Origin of the sequence: Rudanella paleaurantiibacter (genome assembly GCF_009184635.1) — a bacterium.
Classification (GTDB): domain Bacteria; phylum Bacteroidota; class Bacteroidia; order Cytophagales; family Spirosomataceae; genus Rudanella; species Rudanella paleaurantiibacter.
Genome location: NZ_WELI01000007.1, coordinates 175,730 through 194,097, shown reverse-complemented (window position 1 = coordinate 194,097; position 18,368 = coordinate 175,730). Strand labels below are relative to the sequence as shown.

The window sequence follows — 18,368 nt, the reverse complement described above, 5'->3', positions numbered from 1 at the left end:
AAACCACTGATTAAAGGGATAAAACCTGATTATTTATGACAACGGACGTGATGCAGATTGAATTTCGGAAGACTGAGCGCTCCCGTATTCAGGAAGTTGACTTCAATAACTTACCGTTCGGCAAGCACTTCTCGGATCACATGTTTGTGGCCGACTTTGTGGACGGACAATGGCAGAATGGGCAAATTCTGCCGTTCGATAATTTTACGCTAAGCCCAGCCCTTTCGTCGCTACACTACGGTCAGTCGATCTTCGAAGGCATGAAAGCCTACAAAAACGAAGAGGGCGAAGTACTCATGTTCCGTCCGTTGGACAACTTCAAGCGGATGAACGAATCGGCCAAGCGGATGTGCATGGCTCCCCTCACCGAAGAGGTGTTTATGGGTGGTCTGGAAGCGCTGCTTCGCGTTGATGCCGACTGGGTTCCGTCGACGCCCGGTAGCTCGTTGTATATCCGCCCCTACCTGTTTGCTACCGATACGTTCCTGGGGGTAGCCCCTTCTAAAACGTATCGGTTCTGCATTTTCACCTGTCCGGTGGGAACCTATTATGCCAAGCCACCTAAGGTAAAAGTAGAAACTGAGTACATTCGGGCGGCCGCCGGTGGTGTGGGTTACGCCAAATGTGCGGGCAACTACGCCGGTTCTATGTACCCAACCATGCTGGCCCAACAGGCTGGTTACGACCAGATTCTGTGGACCGACGCCAAAGAACACAAGTACTTTGAGGAGTCGGGTACGATGAACGTTATGTTTGTGATTGATGGCAAACTGGTAACACCCGCCGTTTCAGACACGATTCTGAAAGGCATCACCCGCGACAGCATTCTCCAGATTGCCCGTCAGCTGGGTATCGAGATCGAAGAGCGCCTGGTATCGGTTGAAGAGGTGATTAGCGGTATCGAATCGGGCCGCCTGACCGAAGCCTTCGGGGCTGGCACAGCCGTGGTGGTTTCGCCGTTTTCGGTTATCGGTTACCAGGGTAAAGACTATATGCTGGCCGAGCATCCGGCCGAGAAGTCCATTGCGGTACGCATCAAAAATTACCTCACGGATATCCGTACTGGTAAGGTAGATGATACATTCGGCTGGGTGTACAAGGTGTAATCACTACCCCGTACGGCTCAGCCAAAAAGGCCCGGTAACTCTCAGTTGCCGGGCCTTTTTAATTTTAGAACGATCAATTTTACGCCGACGTACTGCCCGCAATTCGGACTTTCAGGCCATAATCTTTACCCTTCGATACGTTTTTGAGCGTGATGGTCTGCCCCCGGTCGCCCTGCCAGGTGCCGGCTGTAGCCGTAGCCTTGTAGCGGGCATCGAAATACCGCTTCAGGTCAGTTTGGTAGGCATCTACCGATTGGGCATCGTTTAGGTACAGGTCAACCTCGATACCGCTCACCGTTTGGTTCGTATCCAGCAGATAGAGCATATCAATGGATTCGAGATTGGAAAATTCAACGGTATAGCCCAAATGTTTGGCGTCCGTTTCAAACAGGGTCGCCTTTTCTTTTTCCTTAACGGTGGCAACGGCATCGCCCAGCCGGATTCCGCGCCAATCGCTCTCCGTGGTAAGGCCAATATCGCGTAAACGCGACGACAGGGCGGCTTCAGATGCGGGCGGCACGGCCGATGTACCAGCGGCCGTCAGGGTGCTATCCAGATTGGTTTTCTCCGATTGTGAGGTATTCTGACATGCCTGACTCAGCAGAGCCATTGCCAGCAGAACTTGTAACAGGTGTTTTTTCATGAGCGTCAAACGAATGGCACAAAGGTATGTGGTAGTTGCACAACCTGTTGTAGGAATGCTTTGAATCCACAGCGGCTCCAGAATGGGCCTTATGCTCACTCTTACTGCACTGGGCGGGTTAGTGGCATAACTCCCAGGATAACCGGCGACACAACTAATCATAGCGAAAAGGGCAAAATCTGGGCCTTCTACCAAACAGGAGTCGTAGTCTATTCGTTTTATAGATAACAGTTTACAACAACGATCTGGCTTTGACTTTCTCGTTTACAGGCGCTGGCTTCACGGCTTGAATGCCTTTTAACCTGAAATGAGAAGCCACCAATTACCTATGAGAACGCATAAATTAAAATCGGTTGGCGCGGGGGTAGCCCTCGCGCTCTGCGCAGCTTTGAGCACCACCCTGGTCTCCTGCCGCGATCAGGCCCTCCGCGACCTCTCCCCCGACGATAGCCGGGTGTATATCACCAACTACGACCGGTCGGCCAATTTCAGTCAGTTTCGTACGTTTAGCCTGCCCGACTCGGTCGTGATTGAATCAAACGACCGGGTTCGAACGTCGCTCTCGCCCGTTGAGGGCCGGTTTATCGACCGGCTGGCCGAAACGCTTACAAGCCGGGGGTATCAGCGAGTGAATATTGGCCAACCGGCCGACATGGGCGTGGCCGTTATCCGGGTTTCGAACCGGTACACCGGCGTCACATCTAACCCCTACGCTGGCTACTATACGAACTACTGGTACGGAGGTGGTTTCGGCTTTGACCCGTTTTACCCGTACTACCCCAATTACTACCAGTTTTATACTGTACAGGAGCAATTCTGGCAAATTCAGATTGTGAACCTACGCGCGCAGCCCGGCGCAGGCAGCAACGGGCAGAACCAACTACCCGTTATTTTTCAGGCCGACATTCGGGGAGATAACCTGACCGATAACGGAGCTGTTGACCGGGCCCTTGAGGCCATTTTTGCCCAATCTTCTTTCTTACAGGCTGGCCGGTAAGCGACCGGCTCACCCAGACACACATCAACCATGAAACTCTTTCAGATAGCAATAGCCTTGCTGGCATTGGGCGGAGCTGCCCATGCGCAGGGATACGACGATAGCGACCTCCGGCCTTACTCACCCTACAGTGTGGGCGTCACGTACAGTGTTTCAGCCAGGTATGGCGTGGGTTTGCCCATGGGTAGTCAGGCCAATTACATCGATAAAATATCCCCTACGAATCTGGTACTGGAGGGGCAATGGAATTTGCCCGGTAAACTTTCCGTCGGGATTCAAACGGGCTACCAGTACAACCAACAGCGGCTGGGGCGCAGTGTGACGCAGTTTGGCGACGAAACGGTTTCGGCCGTGCAGACCCGCACCCTCACAACCATTCCGGCGCTGGCCACTGTGGCCTACAATTTTACCAATGCCGGAGCCGCTTTTCGGCCATACGTGCAACTGGGCGCGGGCGGTGCCTACGTCGATTACACCAACTTTTATGGCGTACTGGCCGACCGAAAAAATGGCATCAACGCGGCCGTTGCCCCCGCCGTGGGGCTGAAAGTCTTCGGGCGGCAAGGCAAAGGACTCGGTGCCGATATTCAGGCGCAATACCAGCACGTTTTCTTCAAGTACAACGAGCTGAACAACAGTCCTTCGCTCATGTTGTCGGCCGGTCTGGTGTATCGGTTTTATTAGTGAACTGATAAGGTTACCGAGATGACATCTTTCCAAGCAAGATGTCATCTCGGCAACAAATACGGGTAATCTCTTTGGCGTTTTAGTCTCTACCGTCAGCAGACTTTTCCTAACTTTGTACAAGTGGCCGCCGAACGATTCCTATTGTGAAGCCGTTTGGTCTATACGAGTCATCAACCAAGCAACCAACGTCTGGCCCCGGCTAACCTGCTATGAGCGACGCCATCAAACACGAGTGCGGAATTGCCCTTATCCGCCTTCGCAAGCCCTATCAGTATTACATCGACAAGTACAAAACGCCCCTGTATGCAGCCCGCAAACTGTATCTGCTCATGAACAAGCAGGTAAACCGGGGGCAAGATGGAGCTGGCGTAGCCAACATCAAGCTCGATGTACCGCCGGGCCACCGCTATATCAGCCGGTACCGTTCGGTGGAGCAGCAACCCGTGACGGACATCTTCGAGAAAATCGACAAGAAAGTTCGGAAAGCACTCAAAGGCCATAAAGAGTTTGCCAATGATGCCCACTGGTTGCAGGAAAACGTAGCCTTCACGGGCGAGGTCTGGATGGGCCACCTGCGGTACGGCACGCACGGCGCCAACGAAATTGAAAACTGCCACCCCATGCTCCGCCAAAGCAACTGGCGCAGCCGGAATCTGGTGGTAGCGGGTAACTTCAACATGACCAACGTGGATGAACTGTTCGATAAACTCGTTTCGCTCGGACAGCATCCCAAGGAGTACGTCGATACGGTGACGGTCATGGAAAAAATCGGCCACTTCCTCGACGAAGAGAACCAACGCGTGTTCGACCGGTTCAAGGGCATTTACGAGAACCCCGACCTTTCTGACATTATCGAGGATAACCTTGATCTTCAGCGCGTTCTGCACCGTTCGTGCCGCGATTTCGACGGTGGATACGCTATGGTGGGGATGACCGGCTATGGTGCTTCGTTTGTGGCCCGCGACCCGGCGGGTATCCGCCCGGCTTACTACTACGCCGATGATGAGGTGGTGGTAGTGGCCTCCGAAAAGCCCGCTATCAAAACGGCCTTCAATGTTGAATACAATCAGATTCAGGAAGTGCAACCGGGTCATGCCCTGATTATTGACAAGTACGGCGAGTACGGCGAATATGAGTTCAGGAAGCCGGTTGAGAAAAAATCGTGCAGCTTTGAGCGCATCTATTTCTCCCGCGCTACCGACCCCGATATTTACAACGAGCGGAAGACCCTGGGCAAATTGCTGATTCCGCAGATTCTGAAGGAGATCGATTACGATCTCGAAAATACCGTCTTCTCATACATTCCGAACACGGCCGAAACGGCTTTCTTCGGCATGGTTGAGGGGTTGGAAGACTATCTGGCTAAGCAACGCAAGAAGGCCATCATGGACGGCATTCTGTTTGAGCAAGATCTCGAACGGTTGCTTACCTTCCGGCCGCGCATCGAAAAACTGGTTTCGAAAGACGTAAAGTTGCGGACGTTCATCACCGACGACGCCCACCGCGACGATATGGTATCGCACGTTTACGACACCACGTTCGAGGTTATCAAGAAAGGGAAAGACAACGTTGTGGTGGTCGATGACTCGATTGTGCGGGGAACTACGCTCGAGAAAAGCATCTTGCGGATGCTTGACCGGTTGGGCCCGAAGAAAATCGTGATTGTTTCGTCGGCTCCGCAGATCCGCTTCCCCGATTGTTACGGTATCGACATGTCGAAGCCGAAAGAATTTGTGGCCTTCCGGGCGGCTTTGGAGCTGCTGAAAGATCGCGGTCTGGAGCATCTGCTCGATGAAGTGTACGCCCAATGCGTAGCTTCTATCGAAACAGGCAACGCCAACGCCGACAACTACGTGAAAGCCCTTTTTGATCCTTTCACGCACGAAGAGCTATCGCGTAAAGTGTCCGAGATAATCACCCCACCCGAGCTCAAAGCCGAAGTGGCAGTTATTTACCAAACCGTTGAAAACCTGCACGTTGCCTGCCCCAATCATTCGGGTGACTGGTACTTTACGGGCAACTACCCCACCCCCGGCGGTAACAAGGTGGTCAACAAATCGTTTGTCAACTTTATGGAAGGTAAGCTGGTACGGGCTTACTAAATCATGGTCTTCTTTCCGTTTTAAGGTGGTAGGGCTCCGGGCTTTACCACTTTTTTTATGCATCGCTGGCTCAAAACTTACCCGCCTGTTATCCAGAAATTTTTACCTTACAGCCCAGTACTAAACCATTGTACCATGAAATTACACTACATAGGCGTATGCTGCCTCGCGGTAGCGCTACTAACGGGTTGTGGCGGCAAGAGTGAAGAAGAAAAAGCCGCCGAAGAGGCCAAAGTCTCCGTTTCTGATGCCGTTAACTCTATGCAACAAATGGCCGAACAGGCCGAAGAAGCCGAGAAAAATGGTCCTGTCGAAACGGTTGATTTTCGGGCTCTCAAAGAACTTCTGCCTGCCGATGCCGACGGCCTGCCCCGCAAAGAAGCTACGGGCGAAAAAGCGGGCGCTATGGGTTTTAAAATTTCGACGGCCAGCGGTGAGTACGCCAATGCCGACGGCACGGAGCGTATCGACCTCGATATTGTGGATGCGGGTGGCACCGGCGCGCTGATGGGCCTGGCTGCCTGGTCGATGATTGACGTGGACAAGGAAACCGAAAACGGGTACGAGCGCACGGGCAAAATTGGCGATTACAAATCGTATGAGAAATACGACAATGCCAACAAGGACGGTGAAATTGCCGTATTGGTGAAAAACCGGTTTGTGGTCACGATCAAAGGGAATGGCGTGTCGGCCGAAAAACTAAAAGCCACCCTTGAGGATGTAGACCTCGACAAACTGGCGGGCATGAAATAATTGGAAACTTACCAACATAAAACCGGGCCGGGTACTGACGTCAGCACCCGGCCCGGTTTCGTTTTAGTCTAAACGCACTATATGCTGATACCCGTTGGCAACGGCCCTTTGCGGGTCAGCTTCATGACGGCAACATCGGCGCCCGCTTCGGCGCAGGCTGCCGGGCTGCGACCGTCGAGCCAGGCTGTCAGGAAACCAGCCCAGTAGGCGTCGCCCGCACCGGTCACGTCGATAACTTCAATTTTACGACCGGGGAGCTGCACCCGATCGGCCCCGCCATTGGTCGAAACCAGGCTACCCTCCGCACCCAGTGTCAGGCACACGAGCGTGGCCCCCATCTCGTGAAAATCGGTGATAATCTGGTCCACTCCGGTGGGCTGACCATACAGCCGGGCGGCATCGTCTTCGCTCAGTTTCACCAATGCCCCCGCCGAACAATAGGCTTTAATTACCTGCCAGGCCTGTTCGCGGTCGGGCCAAATACTCGGGGCATAGTTGCAATCAATACTTACCTGACACCCCACACGCCCGGCCCGCGCGGCCGCATCGACCAGTGTGCTTTGGGCAGGCTCCTGACTCAGTGCGAAACAGGTAGTATGAAACAGCCGGGCCTGGGTGAGCAAGGTATCGGGCAGGTGATACGGCATCAGTTGGCGGTCGGCTTGCCGGTACGCAATAAAGTCGGGGGTACCTTTGCTCCGCGACACCAGCACGATACTGGTGGGGTCGTGGGTAGACCGGGCAATGTATTCGGTATCGACCCCGGCACTACCTACCTCATCAACCAGGTACACACCCAGATTATCGCTACCGACGCAGGCCACCAAAGCCGCCCGGTTGCCCAACCGGGCCATGTTGGCGGCCATATTGGCGGGCGAGCCTCCCTGAAACCGCTCAAATGTAGGCGTATCGAGCAGGCTGTTGTGCATTTGCTGCCCAATAAGGTCGGCCAGCAACTCGCCCACGGCCAGAATATCAATTGTTTTTTCCATCATTATGCCGACAAAGAGAAATCCAGAACGGGACAAATGCAAATGCCATACCGACTCCGATATGGCATTTGTACACCCAATTCATCAGGTGGATTAATGTCCTCCCGCACCAACGGGCATGGCAGTGTCTTGGCTTTGCTTAACTTCTTTCACCAGGAAACAAGACCCGGCCGCCAGCAACAGACACACACCTGCCAACACGAGGGCATTGCGCGGATCGTCGCCCAAAATAGGCTTATAATACAGCGGCACCGTCAGCATACCGATGAACTGCGGCACGCAGATAAATCCGTTGAAAATGCCCATATAAACGCCCATCCGCTCTTTCGGAACGGCGCTTGCCAGCATCAGGTAGGGCATGGACATAATTGAGCCCCAGGCCAGACCAATGATGGTCATTCCGATCAGGTACACAAATTTATCGTTGGAGGTGAGCGTTAGGAAAAAGCCGGTGGCTCCAATAGTCAGGAACACAGCGTGGGTCAGGCGGGCACTCCCGATGGCACGGGCAATGCGGGGAATAAAAATTGAAATAACCGCGCACGATATGCTGAACATGGCAAAGCAGAGCCCACCCCATTTGGTGCCCTCCTCAAAACCCGCCTTGTTGGAGAACGCATCGGGCGCGTTGAACGCATACCGGGCCGCCGACAGCGACAGGTACTGCCACATCAGCGGGAGGCCATACCAGGTAAAAAACTTCACCCACCACAGCTGCTTCATCACCGTAGGCATAGCCGACAACGACGCCAGAATCTCTTTAAAAATAGGCAGCATCAAAATCAGGTAGCTACCCGCCAGAATACCCCCACCCCACAGCAGACCCGCCGACACGCCACCTACGCGGGCCGCAAAGAAAAACGCCAGAATAGCGGCTCCGCCCGACAACGCCAGGTGCCAAAACGAGATCGATTTTTTCTCCTCGTCGGTAAACACGTGCGGCTGTTTGTAGCTATCATCAACGGGCGGGTGTTCCTTGGTGGTGCGGATTGTCCAGAGCACCGAAATCACGATAGCAGCCCCACCAATGTAAAATGGGTACCGCACCGAATTGGGAATGCCATTGGCCAGTTGCTCGTCGGACATCACCATCGAGATACCCAGCAAGGGCAAAATATACGGCATCAGGTTGGCCAGAGTTTGCCCAAAACCCACCATAAACGACTGAACAGCAAAGCCCGTAGGCCGCTGCTCATCATCGAGCATATCGCCCACAAACGCCCGAAACGGCTCCATAGCTGAGTTAAGGCCCGCGTCGAGCATCCACATCAGGCCCGCAGCCATCCAGACATAGGGGGAGTTGGGCATCAGGATCATGGCAATGCTACCCAGGAGTGCACCCGCCAGAATAAATGGTTTCCGACGGCCCCAGGTTGGCGACCAACTCCGGTCCGAAACCGCACCAATGATCGGTTGCAACAGGAGTCCGGTAAGCGGGCCGGCCAGCCAAAGGCCCGGAATAGACGCTTCGTCGGCACCGAGGTACCGGTAGATCGGGCTCATGTTGGCTTGCTGGAGGCCAAAGCCGTACTGGATACCCAGAAATCCGAAACTCATGTTCCAGATCTGCCAAAAACTTAGTTTGGGTTTACCTTTCGTTTGCATTATGCCGTAAGAAAATTAGACAATGATACGAAAGGAGACGCTATGAATCGGGCTTGCGAACCATAAATTTCGCCTGTATGGCCCATTTGCAGGCTTCGGGCTGGCAAGGACGCAATCGCAACGGGCAGCAAAACCGTATCTTTGACTCGATTTACGCCCCAATAATGCCCATCGTCAGGTTCGTTGTTTTCTGTTTGTTGTGCGTGGGTCTACTGCTCCCAACGGGTTCGTTGGGCCAGCCCCCCCGACCCGATTCCACCGTTCTGGTGCGCAACATTATACTCACCGGGCATGTGCGTACCCGCGAGCGCATCATTTTCCGTGAACTCGAAATAAAACCGGGCGACACCATCCGGGTAGCCGACCTGCCCGGAAAACTGGCCTGGGACAGCCGAAAACTAAACAACACGAACCTCTTCATCACGGTGAGTGTAACCGCCAGCCGCATTGCCGACTCCACGAGCATTAGCCAACCGGAGCCCGTTCGGGATAAAAATACCCGTCCTACAGAGCCCACCCCCGTTGATGTGTTTGTGACTATGAAAGAGCGTTGGTACGCCCTGGCTTACCCCGTGTTCGACTTGGCCGACCGTAACTTCAACGAGTGGTGGTACGACCGGGGCCGGAGCCTGCGCCGGGTGATTTACGGGGGTCGGCTCGATTACCGCAATGTAACGGGCAACAACGACCGGTTGGGTGTCATTACGGAGTTTGGCTTTCTGCGCCGTTTTTTTGTGACCTACCAGCGTCCCTACATCGACCGGGCGCAACGGTTAGGCTTCCGGGTCGATGCGCTGTACCAGACCAACAAGGAGCTTGCCTACCGGTCGCGGTTGGATAAACTGGTTTTTCTGCGCTCGGAAGAACTCCTGCGCCGACGCCTGTACGTAGGGGCCTCGCTCACGCACCGAAATGGCTTTTACCAGTTCCACGGCCTGGGCCTACGGTACGTCGACAACCAGATTGCCGATACCGTAGCGCGGCTTAACCCGGCGTACTATGGCGAGGGCCGCACTCGTCAACGGTACCTTCAACTCAACTACGGCTACCGGTTCGACCGGCGCGACAATGTGGCTTACCCGCTGCGGGGCTCGCTCATCACGGGCGATTTGTTCTGGAACGGCCTCCTGCCGCGCGACGATCTGCGGCAGGTCGAGGTGGTGGCGTCGGCGGCCCGGTTCTGGGCTTTGAGCCCTAAACCCGACAACCGCTGGTACGCCAGTTCGGGGGTGCGGGGGCAGGTTATTTTTCCCCGGCCTCAACCCTACAACGACCTGCGCGGGCTGGGTTATTTGCAGGAAGTAGTGCGGGGTTACGAGCTATACATCATCGACGGGCAGCATTTTGGGCTCTGGAAAAACAGCCTTCGGTACAACCTTTTCAACACCGTAAAGCACCTCCGCTGGGTAAAGGTGAAGCAGTTCAGCACCTTCCCGATAGCCGCCTACCTGACCGGCTTTATCGATGCAGGCTACGTGTCGAGCACAATTGCCCAACCGTTTGAGAGCCGACTGGCCAACCGGCCTTTGCTGGGCACCGGCCTGAGCCTCGACGTAGTTACGTTTTACAACGTTGTCGGGCGGTTCAGCGCAACCGTCAACGGACAAGGGCAGCGCGGTTTCTATTTCAACATTGCGCAGGAGTTCTGAAAAAGTAGGCAGTGGGCAGTGGGCAGTGGGCAGTGGGCAGTGGGCAGTGGGCAGTGGGCAGTGGGCAGTGGGCAGTGGGCAGTAAAGCAAGAACTTGCGTCAGCACTGCCTACTGCCACTGCCTACTATTAATTCGCTACCATTTTCTGCGCGACTGCCTTCACTGATGCGTTGGTGCCGAAGCTCAGGTAGGCCTTTGAGAGGTCGCTGGCATCGCGGTTGTACTCGGTCAGAAGGGTGCTGAAGTCGTCATCCAGTTTGCCCGTCAGTTTGGCGGCTACGCCATCGGGTTGCATTTTCAGCACAATCGCTTCTACCTGACGGCTTTGCTGTTGCACATACGCCTGATTAGGGCGGCTGGGGCGCATCTGACGTTGTAAGGCTTCCAGGTCAGCCAATTCTTTCTGTTTAGCCTCCACAAAAGCCTGCGCTTTCTGCTTAGTGGCCGGGTCGGTACCCTGCAGGGCTTCTACTTTAGCCATTTCGAGCGCACCCTGCCCAAGCAAACGCATCCGAAACACATAGTCATAGTCAGGATCACCGGTCACCTGTACCGATTTCAGTTTCGAAGCCGCCTGCTGAAGAGGGATTACCAGTGGGCTGGCTGCACTTGTAGTGGTTTGGGCCAGGGCACTAACTGACAGAAACAAGGACAACAGGCCTGCGGCCAGGAATGAATTGCGTTTCATAACGTTGACGTTTTTGTTCGTGAACAATGTCTTTGACCAAACCTAGCATACAGGGTTTAGTCGGTACTCTATATTGATAACAAACCAACCCGATTGATTGGTTTGTAAATAGTTTGCTTCCAGAAAAATCTTTCTCGCACAACGCAGCTGGTACGCATCAGCGTATTAGAGGGGCATGAAGACTTTGCTGATTTTTTTACTGTTATTGGTATTAGCTTACGCGTTAGTTCGCTACCAGCAGACAGTGATCAGCGCCCATAAGCACTCCCTTCGTATGGGCATGACCAAACGCCCTGTTCCCCATTGGGCAGGTGAGGTGCCGGGCTCCGTACGAACCGCCCGTCAGAATGTTCCGCCAACCTATTGAGATGAAGATGAGCGGTGGGCCGTTTTTGGGGAAAACGTAAGGGCAACAACTCAATTCATCCGGCCATCGGCAAGGGGGAATGCTATATAAAGCCTAGCACGAAGGCTCCCCCAAGCACCAGTGAGAACGTAGCACTGTACAACAACGTTAACCCCAGTAGTTTCGCTACTGTGGAGCCCCACGATTGCTGATATACGGTGCGCAGGGCGAGGAGAAAATACAGCACCACCGGCGCGGTAAACAGGATCAGCAGCAGAGGTCCCGCATTGGTTGGTGCATAGTGACCCAGTGCTGTATAGCCGAATAGCAGCAACACAATGGAAAATATCACAAACGCCACCGTGTGCATGTTGATAGAAAAAATCAGGTGGTCAACGTAGTAGTACTTCTTCCGGCGTCGGTAAAAGACATACAGGTAAACCGCTACCAAAGGCATCAACAGGAAAAAGCTGTACGATATGTATTTAATGGCCGTTCCGAACTGTGCCGTTGTTACATCATTCTCCGATTTATCGAAAAACTGGACGTAGTGATTAAGCGACCGTTTGACCATGAATTTTGATATAAAGTCCAGATTATCAACTTCCTGCTGGGGGACGCCCACCTGCTTCACGTAGAATGTAAAACGCTCGTCGGAGGTCATCTCGCGCATCCGGCTAACGTCGGCACGGGCGAGTGCTTCGTTAGTATAGACCAGGTTACTGATGGTGCCAAAACCCTTGCCAAAATAGAACCGGAGCGGGTAGTTCGCTGAATGAGGTTTCAGGGTGTCGATGAGCCGGGAAAACTGCTGCCCCACCTGCGAATCACCCAGTTCGCGTTTTATCTGAATCAGGGGGGCTTTGGCGACAGACCGAATAGCCTTGTTGACACTGGCGTACTGTGTCCGCTCGGCGGGTGAGAGTGCCTTGATTCGGGTGTAAAGCCCCGTGCCGAGCGTGTCGTTGGGAGAGAAACGCAGATTTACAGAGAGGGTTGTATCAATACCCGCTTTCTTTTTGATGTCGTTGTCAACAGGTAATTCTATTGTATTGGCTAACTCGCGGAGGGGGAGCCACATCAATTGGCTGGGCAGGCCCGCGATGGCTTCTCGCAGCCGGTTACGCTGAGTAGCTGAGTTCACCGAATGGTACAAGTACAATACCGAATCAAGTTGCGTATCCGTAAAGCTGCGCCACTGACGTAGCGTTTGCCTACCGGTGCTGTCGGCGGGCGCAAACTGGATAGCTATGGTCGCAATACTTCCCAGGTTGGCGTTGGGTGTGTTAAGCAGAGAATAGATGTCTTTCAAGCTCATTTCGCGGTACTGACGGTCGGGTCCATATACGGCTTTCAGGCGTTCAGTCTTTAGTGTACTTCGTTCCTGTCTCTTATTAAACGACAGATTGATTAGCAAAAACGACAGAAAACTGACGAAGATATAGAGCCGTATAGGCGGCACGTGGCGCTGTCGTCGCCCCTCAATAAAATCGAGTGGCACCTGACCGGGGCGGGTAAACATGTCGCGCAGGGTTACCCAAAGCTTGCCATCGAAGTGGGTAAAGCCTTCAACTACTTCGTAAACAACATGGCCGAAAGGCAACCGCAGGTCGTGGTTTTCCTGCCCGCAGTTAGGGCAGAAATTATCGATGTGGGCGAGATGGCGCTGGCAGTTGGGGCAAATTTCAAGCTTGCGGTGGTGTTTATGCGCCATTCGGATCTTATGGAGATAATGGTTGAAAAATAGTAATGAAAGCCAAGCGGGCAAGGGTTAAGTAGCTAATAATTTAAAAAAAACAATCTGGTTACGGCTGATGGTCAACTCGCAACAACTGCACTCGCCCCGCCATCGGCAAACGGGTTTCGGCACGGGGGAGCCCGTAGTGGGCATAGAAAGCCGCCCGCTGCTCGGCCGAGAGCAAATCGGGGTAGAGATTGATGCCCGCAAACCGATGTTGTTGCAAAAACTGGTCGAGAAATTGCCAGTCGGCGGGCGTAAACACGTATCCCGGCCGCAGCAGCCGGTCCCAGTGGTCGCGCAGAAAGGGCTGAATGTACGTTGGCAGCAAGCGCCCCCAGTATTGGCCCACTACTTTTTTCTGGTGAAACCGGCGGAAGGTAAACACCGCGTTCTGCTCGCGGTAGTACGGGCAGAGCCCTTCGGCCGCGCCCACGCCATCGGCTCCGATGGTACAGAACGGGAAGTCGAGCACGGCCTCGCCCGGCGCATCACGTACCGTTTGCATGTACGCCTGTACCGAAGCCGACACAATCTGGGGTTTGTACAGATGCGGATACCGATAGCCCCAGCTCCATTCGGCCAGCATGAGCAGGAGCACGGGAGCTAACGCCAGCCAGCCCGACCGCGTTTGGGGGCGGGGCACCCATAGCGCCAGCAGACCAAACAGCACCGGATACACCATACTCGCCCGCCCACCATGCCGGTTGAAACTAAACCACGGGAATACCTTGAGCGTGGGCAGCAGCACCGGGTGGTACACCACACACAAAGCCAGCATGAAAACCACCGGGCCCCACAAAAGTGGTTTCCGGCGAATACCCCAGAAGCCCACAACCGCCAATATGACCAGATACAGACCCGGCCGGGTTTGCCCGTAACTCTCGTAGGTATCCCAAAAAATGCGGTCGTACCGAATCGCAAACTCATCCACACCCGGCAGATACGGAATCAGTAACCGAAGCGGGTGCGACCACGAGGGCGGCATCCCTACCGAGGAGTCGGCATAGGCCTGAGCCCCCAGAAAAATCTGAATCGTAGGCGGTACGTACAGCCAGGTGCTGACACCAATAAGGCCCAGCAGGAGCCAGACATACGGTTTATGCCCCGGTTCAGGCCGAAACAAAGCCGGAACCACCGACCGGTGTTGCCAGAGACACCACCCCAGAAATGGCGCACAGATTACCGTAAACGTCAGGGCAAACCCAGCCACATACCCCAACTCCTGCGACAGTACCTGCACATGAAGCCACACCCAGAGCAACCACCACGGCAAAGCGGGCAACGGCCTGTTTCGGGTGGGCCCTGTTGCACATTCGTACAACAGCCGGTAGGTGGCCAATATGCACAGGGTTGTCCAGTGCAATACGCACACGTTCAGGTGGGTAGGGTATTTCCAGATGCAATAGAAATTAAATACCGAAACAATCAGCGCAGCTACCCACGCCCGGCCATCGCTAACTATTCCACGCAGCAGCCCAAACGCCCCCAAAGCCGTGATAAGCAGGCTATAGACGTAATAATACTGGAGATACGGCCCCGGCTCACCCTTGCCAATCAGCCAGTAGCAGAGCGCATACCAGTAATCGCGCTCCCAGCCCCAGTCGAGCAGGGTATGGTTAGCCCCGTAAGGGTAAAACGTCTGATTATGAAGAAGATTGAGATGCGGAACCGGCCAAAACGTGAGGTTGTGGGCCACGTAATAACCCACGTACTCGTAGAAGTCGGTATCGCCCCCGTCGGACAAGGGCCCCGAAAAATCGTCGACGAGCCAAACCGCCAGCCCTCCAACCAACAGAGTCAATAAGATCGGAAGTATAAGGCGAGGGAAGCGGGTCATAGCAGAATAGCGAGCAATGTGGTCTTTTCAAATAAGATGACATCGCTCAGAAGGGGGCAAATGTCCACCGAATCGGCTATTTTTGCAACCCGAAACGATTTTGCATACGTAACGAGATAAGGCTTCAGGGTTAGAAGAGCCAAACATCAGGTAAGGTCAATCCCTTTCCTCCCTTCTGCCTCCTCCTTTCCTCCCCTATTTATATGGCCGATTACAACCACCGCGAGACCGAACAAAAGTGGCGGCAGTTCTGGGACGAAAACCAGACCTACCGTACCGAGACAGACCCCGCCAAATCCAAGTACTACGTCCTCGATATGTTTCCATACCCGTCGGGGGCAGGGCTACACGTCGGTCACCCGCTGGGGTACATCGCGTCGGACATTGTGTCGCGCTACAAGCGGTTGCAAGGCTTCAACGTGCTGCACCCAATGGGCTTCGACTCATTCGGGCTGCCCGCCGAACAGTACGCTATCCAGACAGGGCAGCACCCGGCCATCACAACCGAACAAAACATTGCCACGTACATAAAGCAGCTGAAACAAATCGGGTTCAGCTACGACTGGAGCCGCGAGGTACGCACCTCCGACCCCGGTTACTATAAATGGACTCAGTGGATTTTTATGGAGTTGTTCCGGTCTTGGTACAACAAAGACACCGACCGGGCCGAGCCCATCGAAACCCTGCTCCATAAGTTTGCCACCAACGGCACCACCGACGTGAACGCCGTGTGCGACGAAGAAACGCAGGCACTCCAGTTTACGGCCGCCGAGTGGAACGCCCTATCGAAGGAGCAATCCTACGAAATCACGCTTAAGTACCGGCTCACCTACCTGGCCGATGCCGTGGTGAACTGGTGCCCGGCCCTCGGTACGGTACTCGCCAACGACGAGGTGAAAGACGGCGTATCGGAGCGGGGCGGTTACCCCGTTGAGCAAAAGCTGATGCGCCAGTGGATGATGCGCATTACGGCCTATGCCGACCGGCTCCTGAGTGGCCTCGACACCATCGACTGGTCGGAGTCGCTCAAAGAGCAACAACGCAACTGGATTGGCAAGAGTGTAGGGGCCAGTGTAAAGTTTCAGATTGAAAGGAGTGAGGAGAAAGGGCTGGCGCAAGCGACTCCTCACTCCTTCATTGAAGTGTTCACCACGCGGGTCGATACGATTTACGGTGTGACCTTCATGGTACTGGCCCCCGAGCACGAGCTCGTACCGGGCCTTACTACCGACGCGCAGCGCGAGGCCGTTGAAGCGTATGTGCAGGCCGCCAAAATGCGGTCGGAGCGCGACCGCATGGCCGATACCAAAACGGTTTCGGGCGTGTTTACGGGTAGCTACTGCCTCAACCCACTCAACAATGAGAAGGTCCCTATCTTCCTGGCCGATTACGTGCTGGCCGGATACGGTACCGGGGCCGTTATGGCCGTCCCTTCGGGCGATGCGCGCGACTATGGCTTTGCCAAGCAGTTTGGCCTGCCCATCATTCCCGTTCTCGACGCCCAGAAAGACCTCGATCAGCAAGCCGACAATACCAAAGAAGGCCGGTACATCAACTCGGGTATTATCAATGGCATGACCTACAAAGAGGCCACCGCCACCCTGATTGCCTGGCTCGAAGAACGCGGCCTGGGCCGGGGTAAAGTAAACTTCCGAATGCGCGACGCCGTATTTAGCCGTCAGCGTTACTGGGGTGAGCCGGTGCCCGTTTATTTTAAAGAAGGTGGCTCAACGGGTCAGTTACCCTACCTGATCGACGAGGCCGACCTGCCTCTCGAACTACCCGCCGTAGATAAATACCTCCCCACCGAAACGGGCGAGCCCCCGCTTGGCCGTGCCGAAGACTGGCGTTATCACCCCAGCCCCTCCCCTTCGCAAGGAGAGGGGGGATTTGAGTACGAACTGAGCACCATGCCCGGCTGGGCGGGGTCGTCGTGGTATTGGTATCGGTACATGGACCCGCAAAACCCCGACGCCTTTGCGGGCCCCGAAGCCATTCGGTACTGGGAGAATGTTGACCTGTACATGGGCGGCTCCGAGCACGCAACAGGCCACCTGCTCTACAGCCGTTTCTGGAATAAATTCCTCAAAGACCGGGGCTATGTCACCCAGGAGGAGCCGTTCAAAAAGCTCATCAACCAGGGCATGATTCAGGGCCGGAGCAACTTTGTGTACCGACTCAAAGGCACAGGTTCGGAAGGAGTCGCTCCGGTTTTTGTGTCGCTGAACAAGATTGCCGGCCGGGAGGTCACACCCCTGCACGTCGATGTGAATATCGTTGACAACGATGTGCTCGACGTTGAGGCTTTCCGCGCATCGCGCCCCGACTTTACGCAAAGCCCCGACGGCCTGCCCGCCCAGTTTGAACTCGAAGACAACGGCACGTATGTCTGCGGGGCCGAGGTCGAAAAAATGTCGAAGTCGAAGTTCAACGTAGTTAACCCCGACACCATTGTAGAGAAGTACGGGGCCGATACGTTGCGGATGTACGAGATGTTTCTGGGGCCTATTGAGCAGGCTAAACCCTGGAATACCAACGGTATCGACGGTACGTTCCGGTTCCTGCGCAAGTTCTGGCGGTTGTTCTACAAAGACGCCCCTACTACCGAAGGGCAACCCGAAACAGGCCGCTGGATTGTGACCGAGCAGGCTCCTACCCCGGCCGAGCTGAAGGTGCTGCACAAGACAATCAAAAAGGTGCAGGACGACATCGAAAACTATTCGTTCAACACCTCGGTATCGGCCTTTATGGTGTGCGTAAACGAACTGACGGCCCTCGACTGCCACAAGCGGGCTATCCTGTCGGACCTGGTGTTGCTTCTGTCACCCTACGCGCCCCACATCTGCGAAGAACTGTGGGCCGCCCTTGGCAACGAACCCGGCAGTGTTTCGCGGGCGAGCCTCCCCGTGTTCAACCCGGCCTACCTGGTTGAAGACAGCTTTGAATACCCGATTCAGATTAACGGTAAAGTGCGGACAACCATCAGCTTTGCCATTGACCGGGCCCCGGCCGATATTGAGCAGGCCGTACTGGCCGACGAGGTGGTGCAGAAGTGGCTCGATGGTAAGACACCGAAAAAAGTGGTGGTCGTACCGAAGCGTATTGTGAACGTAGTGTTGTAATTGATTTTAGGTTTGTCGCAAACCGACAAACCCCCGATTCACCGGCCCGTACCGAATGCATCTTTGCATGGGTACGGGCCGTTTGTTTGCGCACAATTA

The 18,368-nt window shown here is 54.8% G+C and carries 13 protein-coding genes; 7 read left to right on the top strand and 6 right to left on the bottom strand.

Translation table 11 applies throughout. From position 1 onward, the window contains the following. Positions 1 to 35: 35 nt before the first annotated feature. Positions 36 to 1,106, top strand: coding sequence for a branched-chain amino acid aminotransferase (locus tag F5984_RS18155; protein ID WP_152125640.1), 1,071 nt, complete (start codon positions 36 to 38; stop codon positions 1,104 to 1,106). A 79-nt stretch (positions 1,107 to 1,185) separates the two neighbouring features. Here the strand turns inward: F5984_RS18155 and F5984_RS18150 are convergent, their stop codons facing one another. Continuing rightward, complete coding sequence (locus tag F5984_RS18150; protein ID WP_152125639.1) at positions 1,186 to 1,749, bottom strand: hypothetical protein; 564 nt, start codon at positions 1,747 to 1,749, stop codon at positions 1,186 to 1,188. Between the two features lie 328 nt (positions 1,750 to 2,077). Here F5984_RS18150 and F5984_RS18145 point away from each other — a divergent pair, with 328 nt between their 5' ends. From F5984_RS18145 to F5984_RS18130, 4 genes are all read left to right on the top strand, one after another. Beyond that, entirely contained in the window at positions 2,078 to 2,746 is a 669-nt protein-coding gene (locus tag F5984_RS18145; protein WP_152125638.1) for a DUF4136 domain-containing protein, read from the top strand. A 30-nt stretch (positions 2,747 to 2,776) separates the two neighbouring features. Then, on the top strand, positions 2,777 to 3,430 hold the full coding sequence (locus F5984_RS18140; RefSeq protein WP_152125637.1) for a hypothetical protein: 654 nt from the start codon (positions 2,777 to 2,779) through the stop codon (positions 3,428 to 3,430). 212 nt (positions 3,431 to 3,642) lie between these two features. Next, entirely contained in the window at positions 3,643 to 5,535 is a 1,893-nt protein-coding gene (locus F5984_RS18135) for an amidophosphoribosyltransferase (RefSeq protein WP_152125636.1), read from the top strand. Positions 5,536 to 5,670: 135 nt separating this feature from the next. Further along, a complete protein-coding gene (locus F5984_RS18130; RefSeq protein WP_152125635.1) occupies positions 5,671 to 6,288 on the top strand; it encodes a transposase in 618 nt (205 codons plus the stop codon). Between the two features lie 77 nt (positions 6,289 to 6,365). Here F5984_RS18130 and F5984_RS18125 read toward each other — a convergent pair whose 3' ends face one another. Both F5984_RS18125 and F5984_RS18120 read right to left on the bottom strand, forming a co-directional pair. Then, entirely contained in the window at positions 6,366 to 7,280 is a 915-nt protein-coding gene (locus F5984_RS18125; protein ID WP_152125634.1) for a carbohydrate kinase family protein, read from the bottom strand. A gap of 93 nt (positions 7,281 to 7,373) precedes the next feature. After that, positions 7,374 to 8,885 (bottom strand): MFS transporter, encoded by a 1,512-nt coding sequence (locus F5984_RS18120; RefSeq protein ID WP_152125633.1) that lies wholly within the window; start codon positions 8,883 to 8,885, stop codon positions 7,374 to 7,376. Between the two features lie 77 nt (positions 8,886 to 8,962). Between F5984_RS18120 and F5984_RS18115 the strand changes: the two genes are divergently transcribed. Beyond that, positions 8,963 to 10,534 carry a BamA/TamA family outer membrane protein gene (locus F5984_RS18115; protein WP_246169123.1) on the top strand — a complete coding sequence of 524 codons (1,572 nt, stop codon included), beginning with the start codon at positions 8,963 to 8,965 and terminating at the stop codon, positions 10,532 to 10,534. Positions 10,535 to 10,662: 128 nt separating this feature from the next. On the opposite strand, the gene F5984_RS18110 is transcribed toward F5984_RS18115, so the two are convergent. The 3 genes from F5984_RS18110 to F5984_RS18100 all read right to left on the bottom strand — a co-directional run bounded on the left by F5984_RS18110 (position 10,663) and on the right by F5984_RS18100 (position 15,147). After that, complete coding sequence (locus F5984_RS18110; protein WP_152125632.1) at positions 10,663 to 11,223, bottom strand: DUF305 domain-containing protein; 561 nt, start codon at positions 11,221 to 11,223, stop codon at positions 10,663 to 10,665. Positions 11,224 to 11,672: 449 nt separating this feature from the next. Further along, complete coding sequence (locus F5984_RS18105) at positions 11,673 to 13,283, bottom strand: DUF3667 domain-containing protein (protein ID WP_152125631.1); 1,611 nt, start codon at positions 13,281 to 13,283, stop codon at positions 11,673 to 11,675. Positions 13,284 to 13,374: 91 nt separating this feature from the next. Next, positions 13,375 to 15,147 (bottom strand): hypothetical protein, encoded by a 1,773-nt coding sequence (locus F5984_RS18100; RefSeq protein WP_152125630.1) that lies wholly within the window; start codon positions 15,145 to 15,147, stop codon positions 13,375 to 13,377. A 203-nt stretch (positions 15,148 to 15,350) separates the two neighbouring features. Here F5984_RS18100 and leuS point away from each other — a divergent pair, with 203 nt between their 5' ends. After that, the gene (leuS, locus tag F5984_RS18095) at positions 15,351 to 18,269 is read left to right on the top strand and encodes a leucine--tRNA ligase (protein ID WP_152125629.1); all 2,919 of its coding nucleotides are present in this window, start codon (positions 15,351 to 15,353) and stop codon (positions 18,267 to 18,269) included. Positions 18,270 to 18,368: the final 99 nt, after the last annotated feature.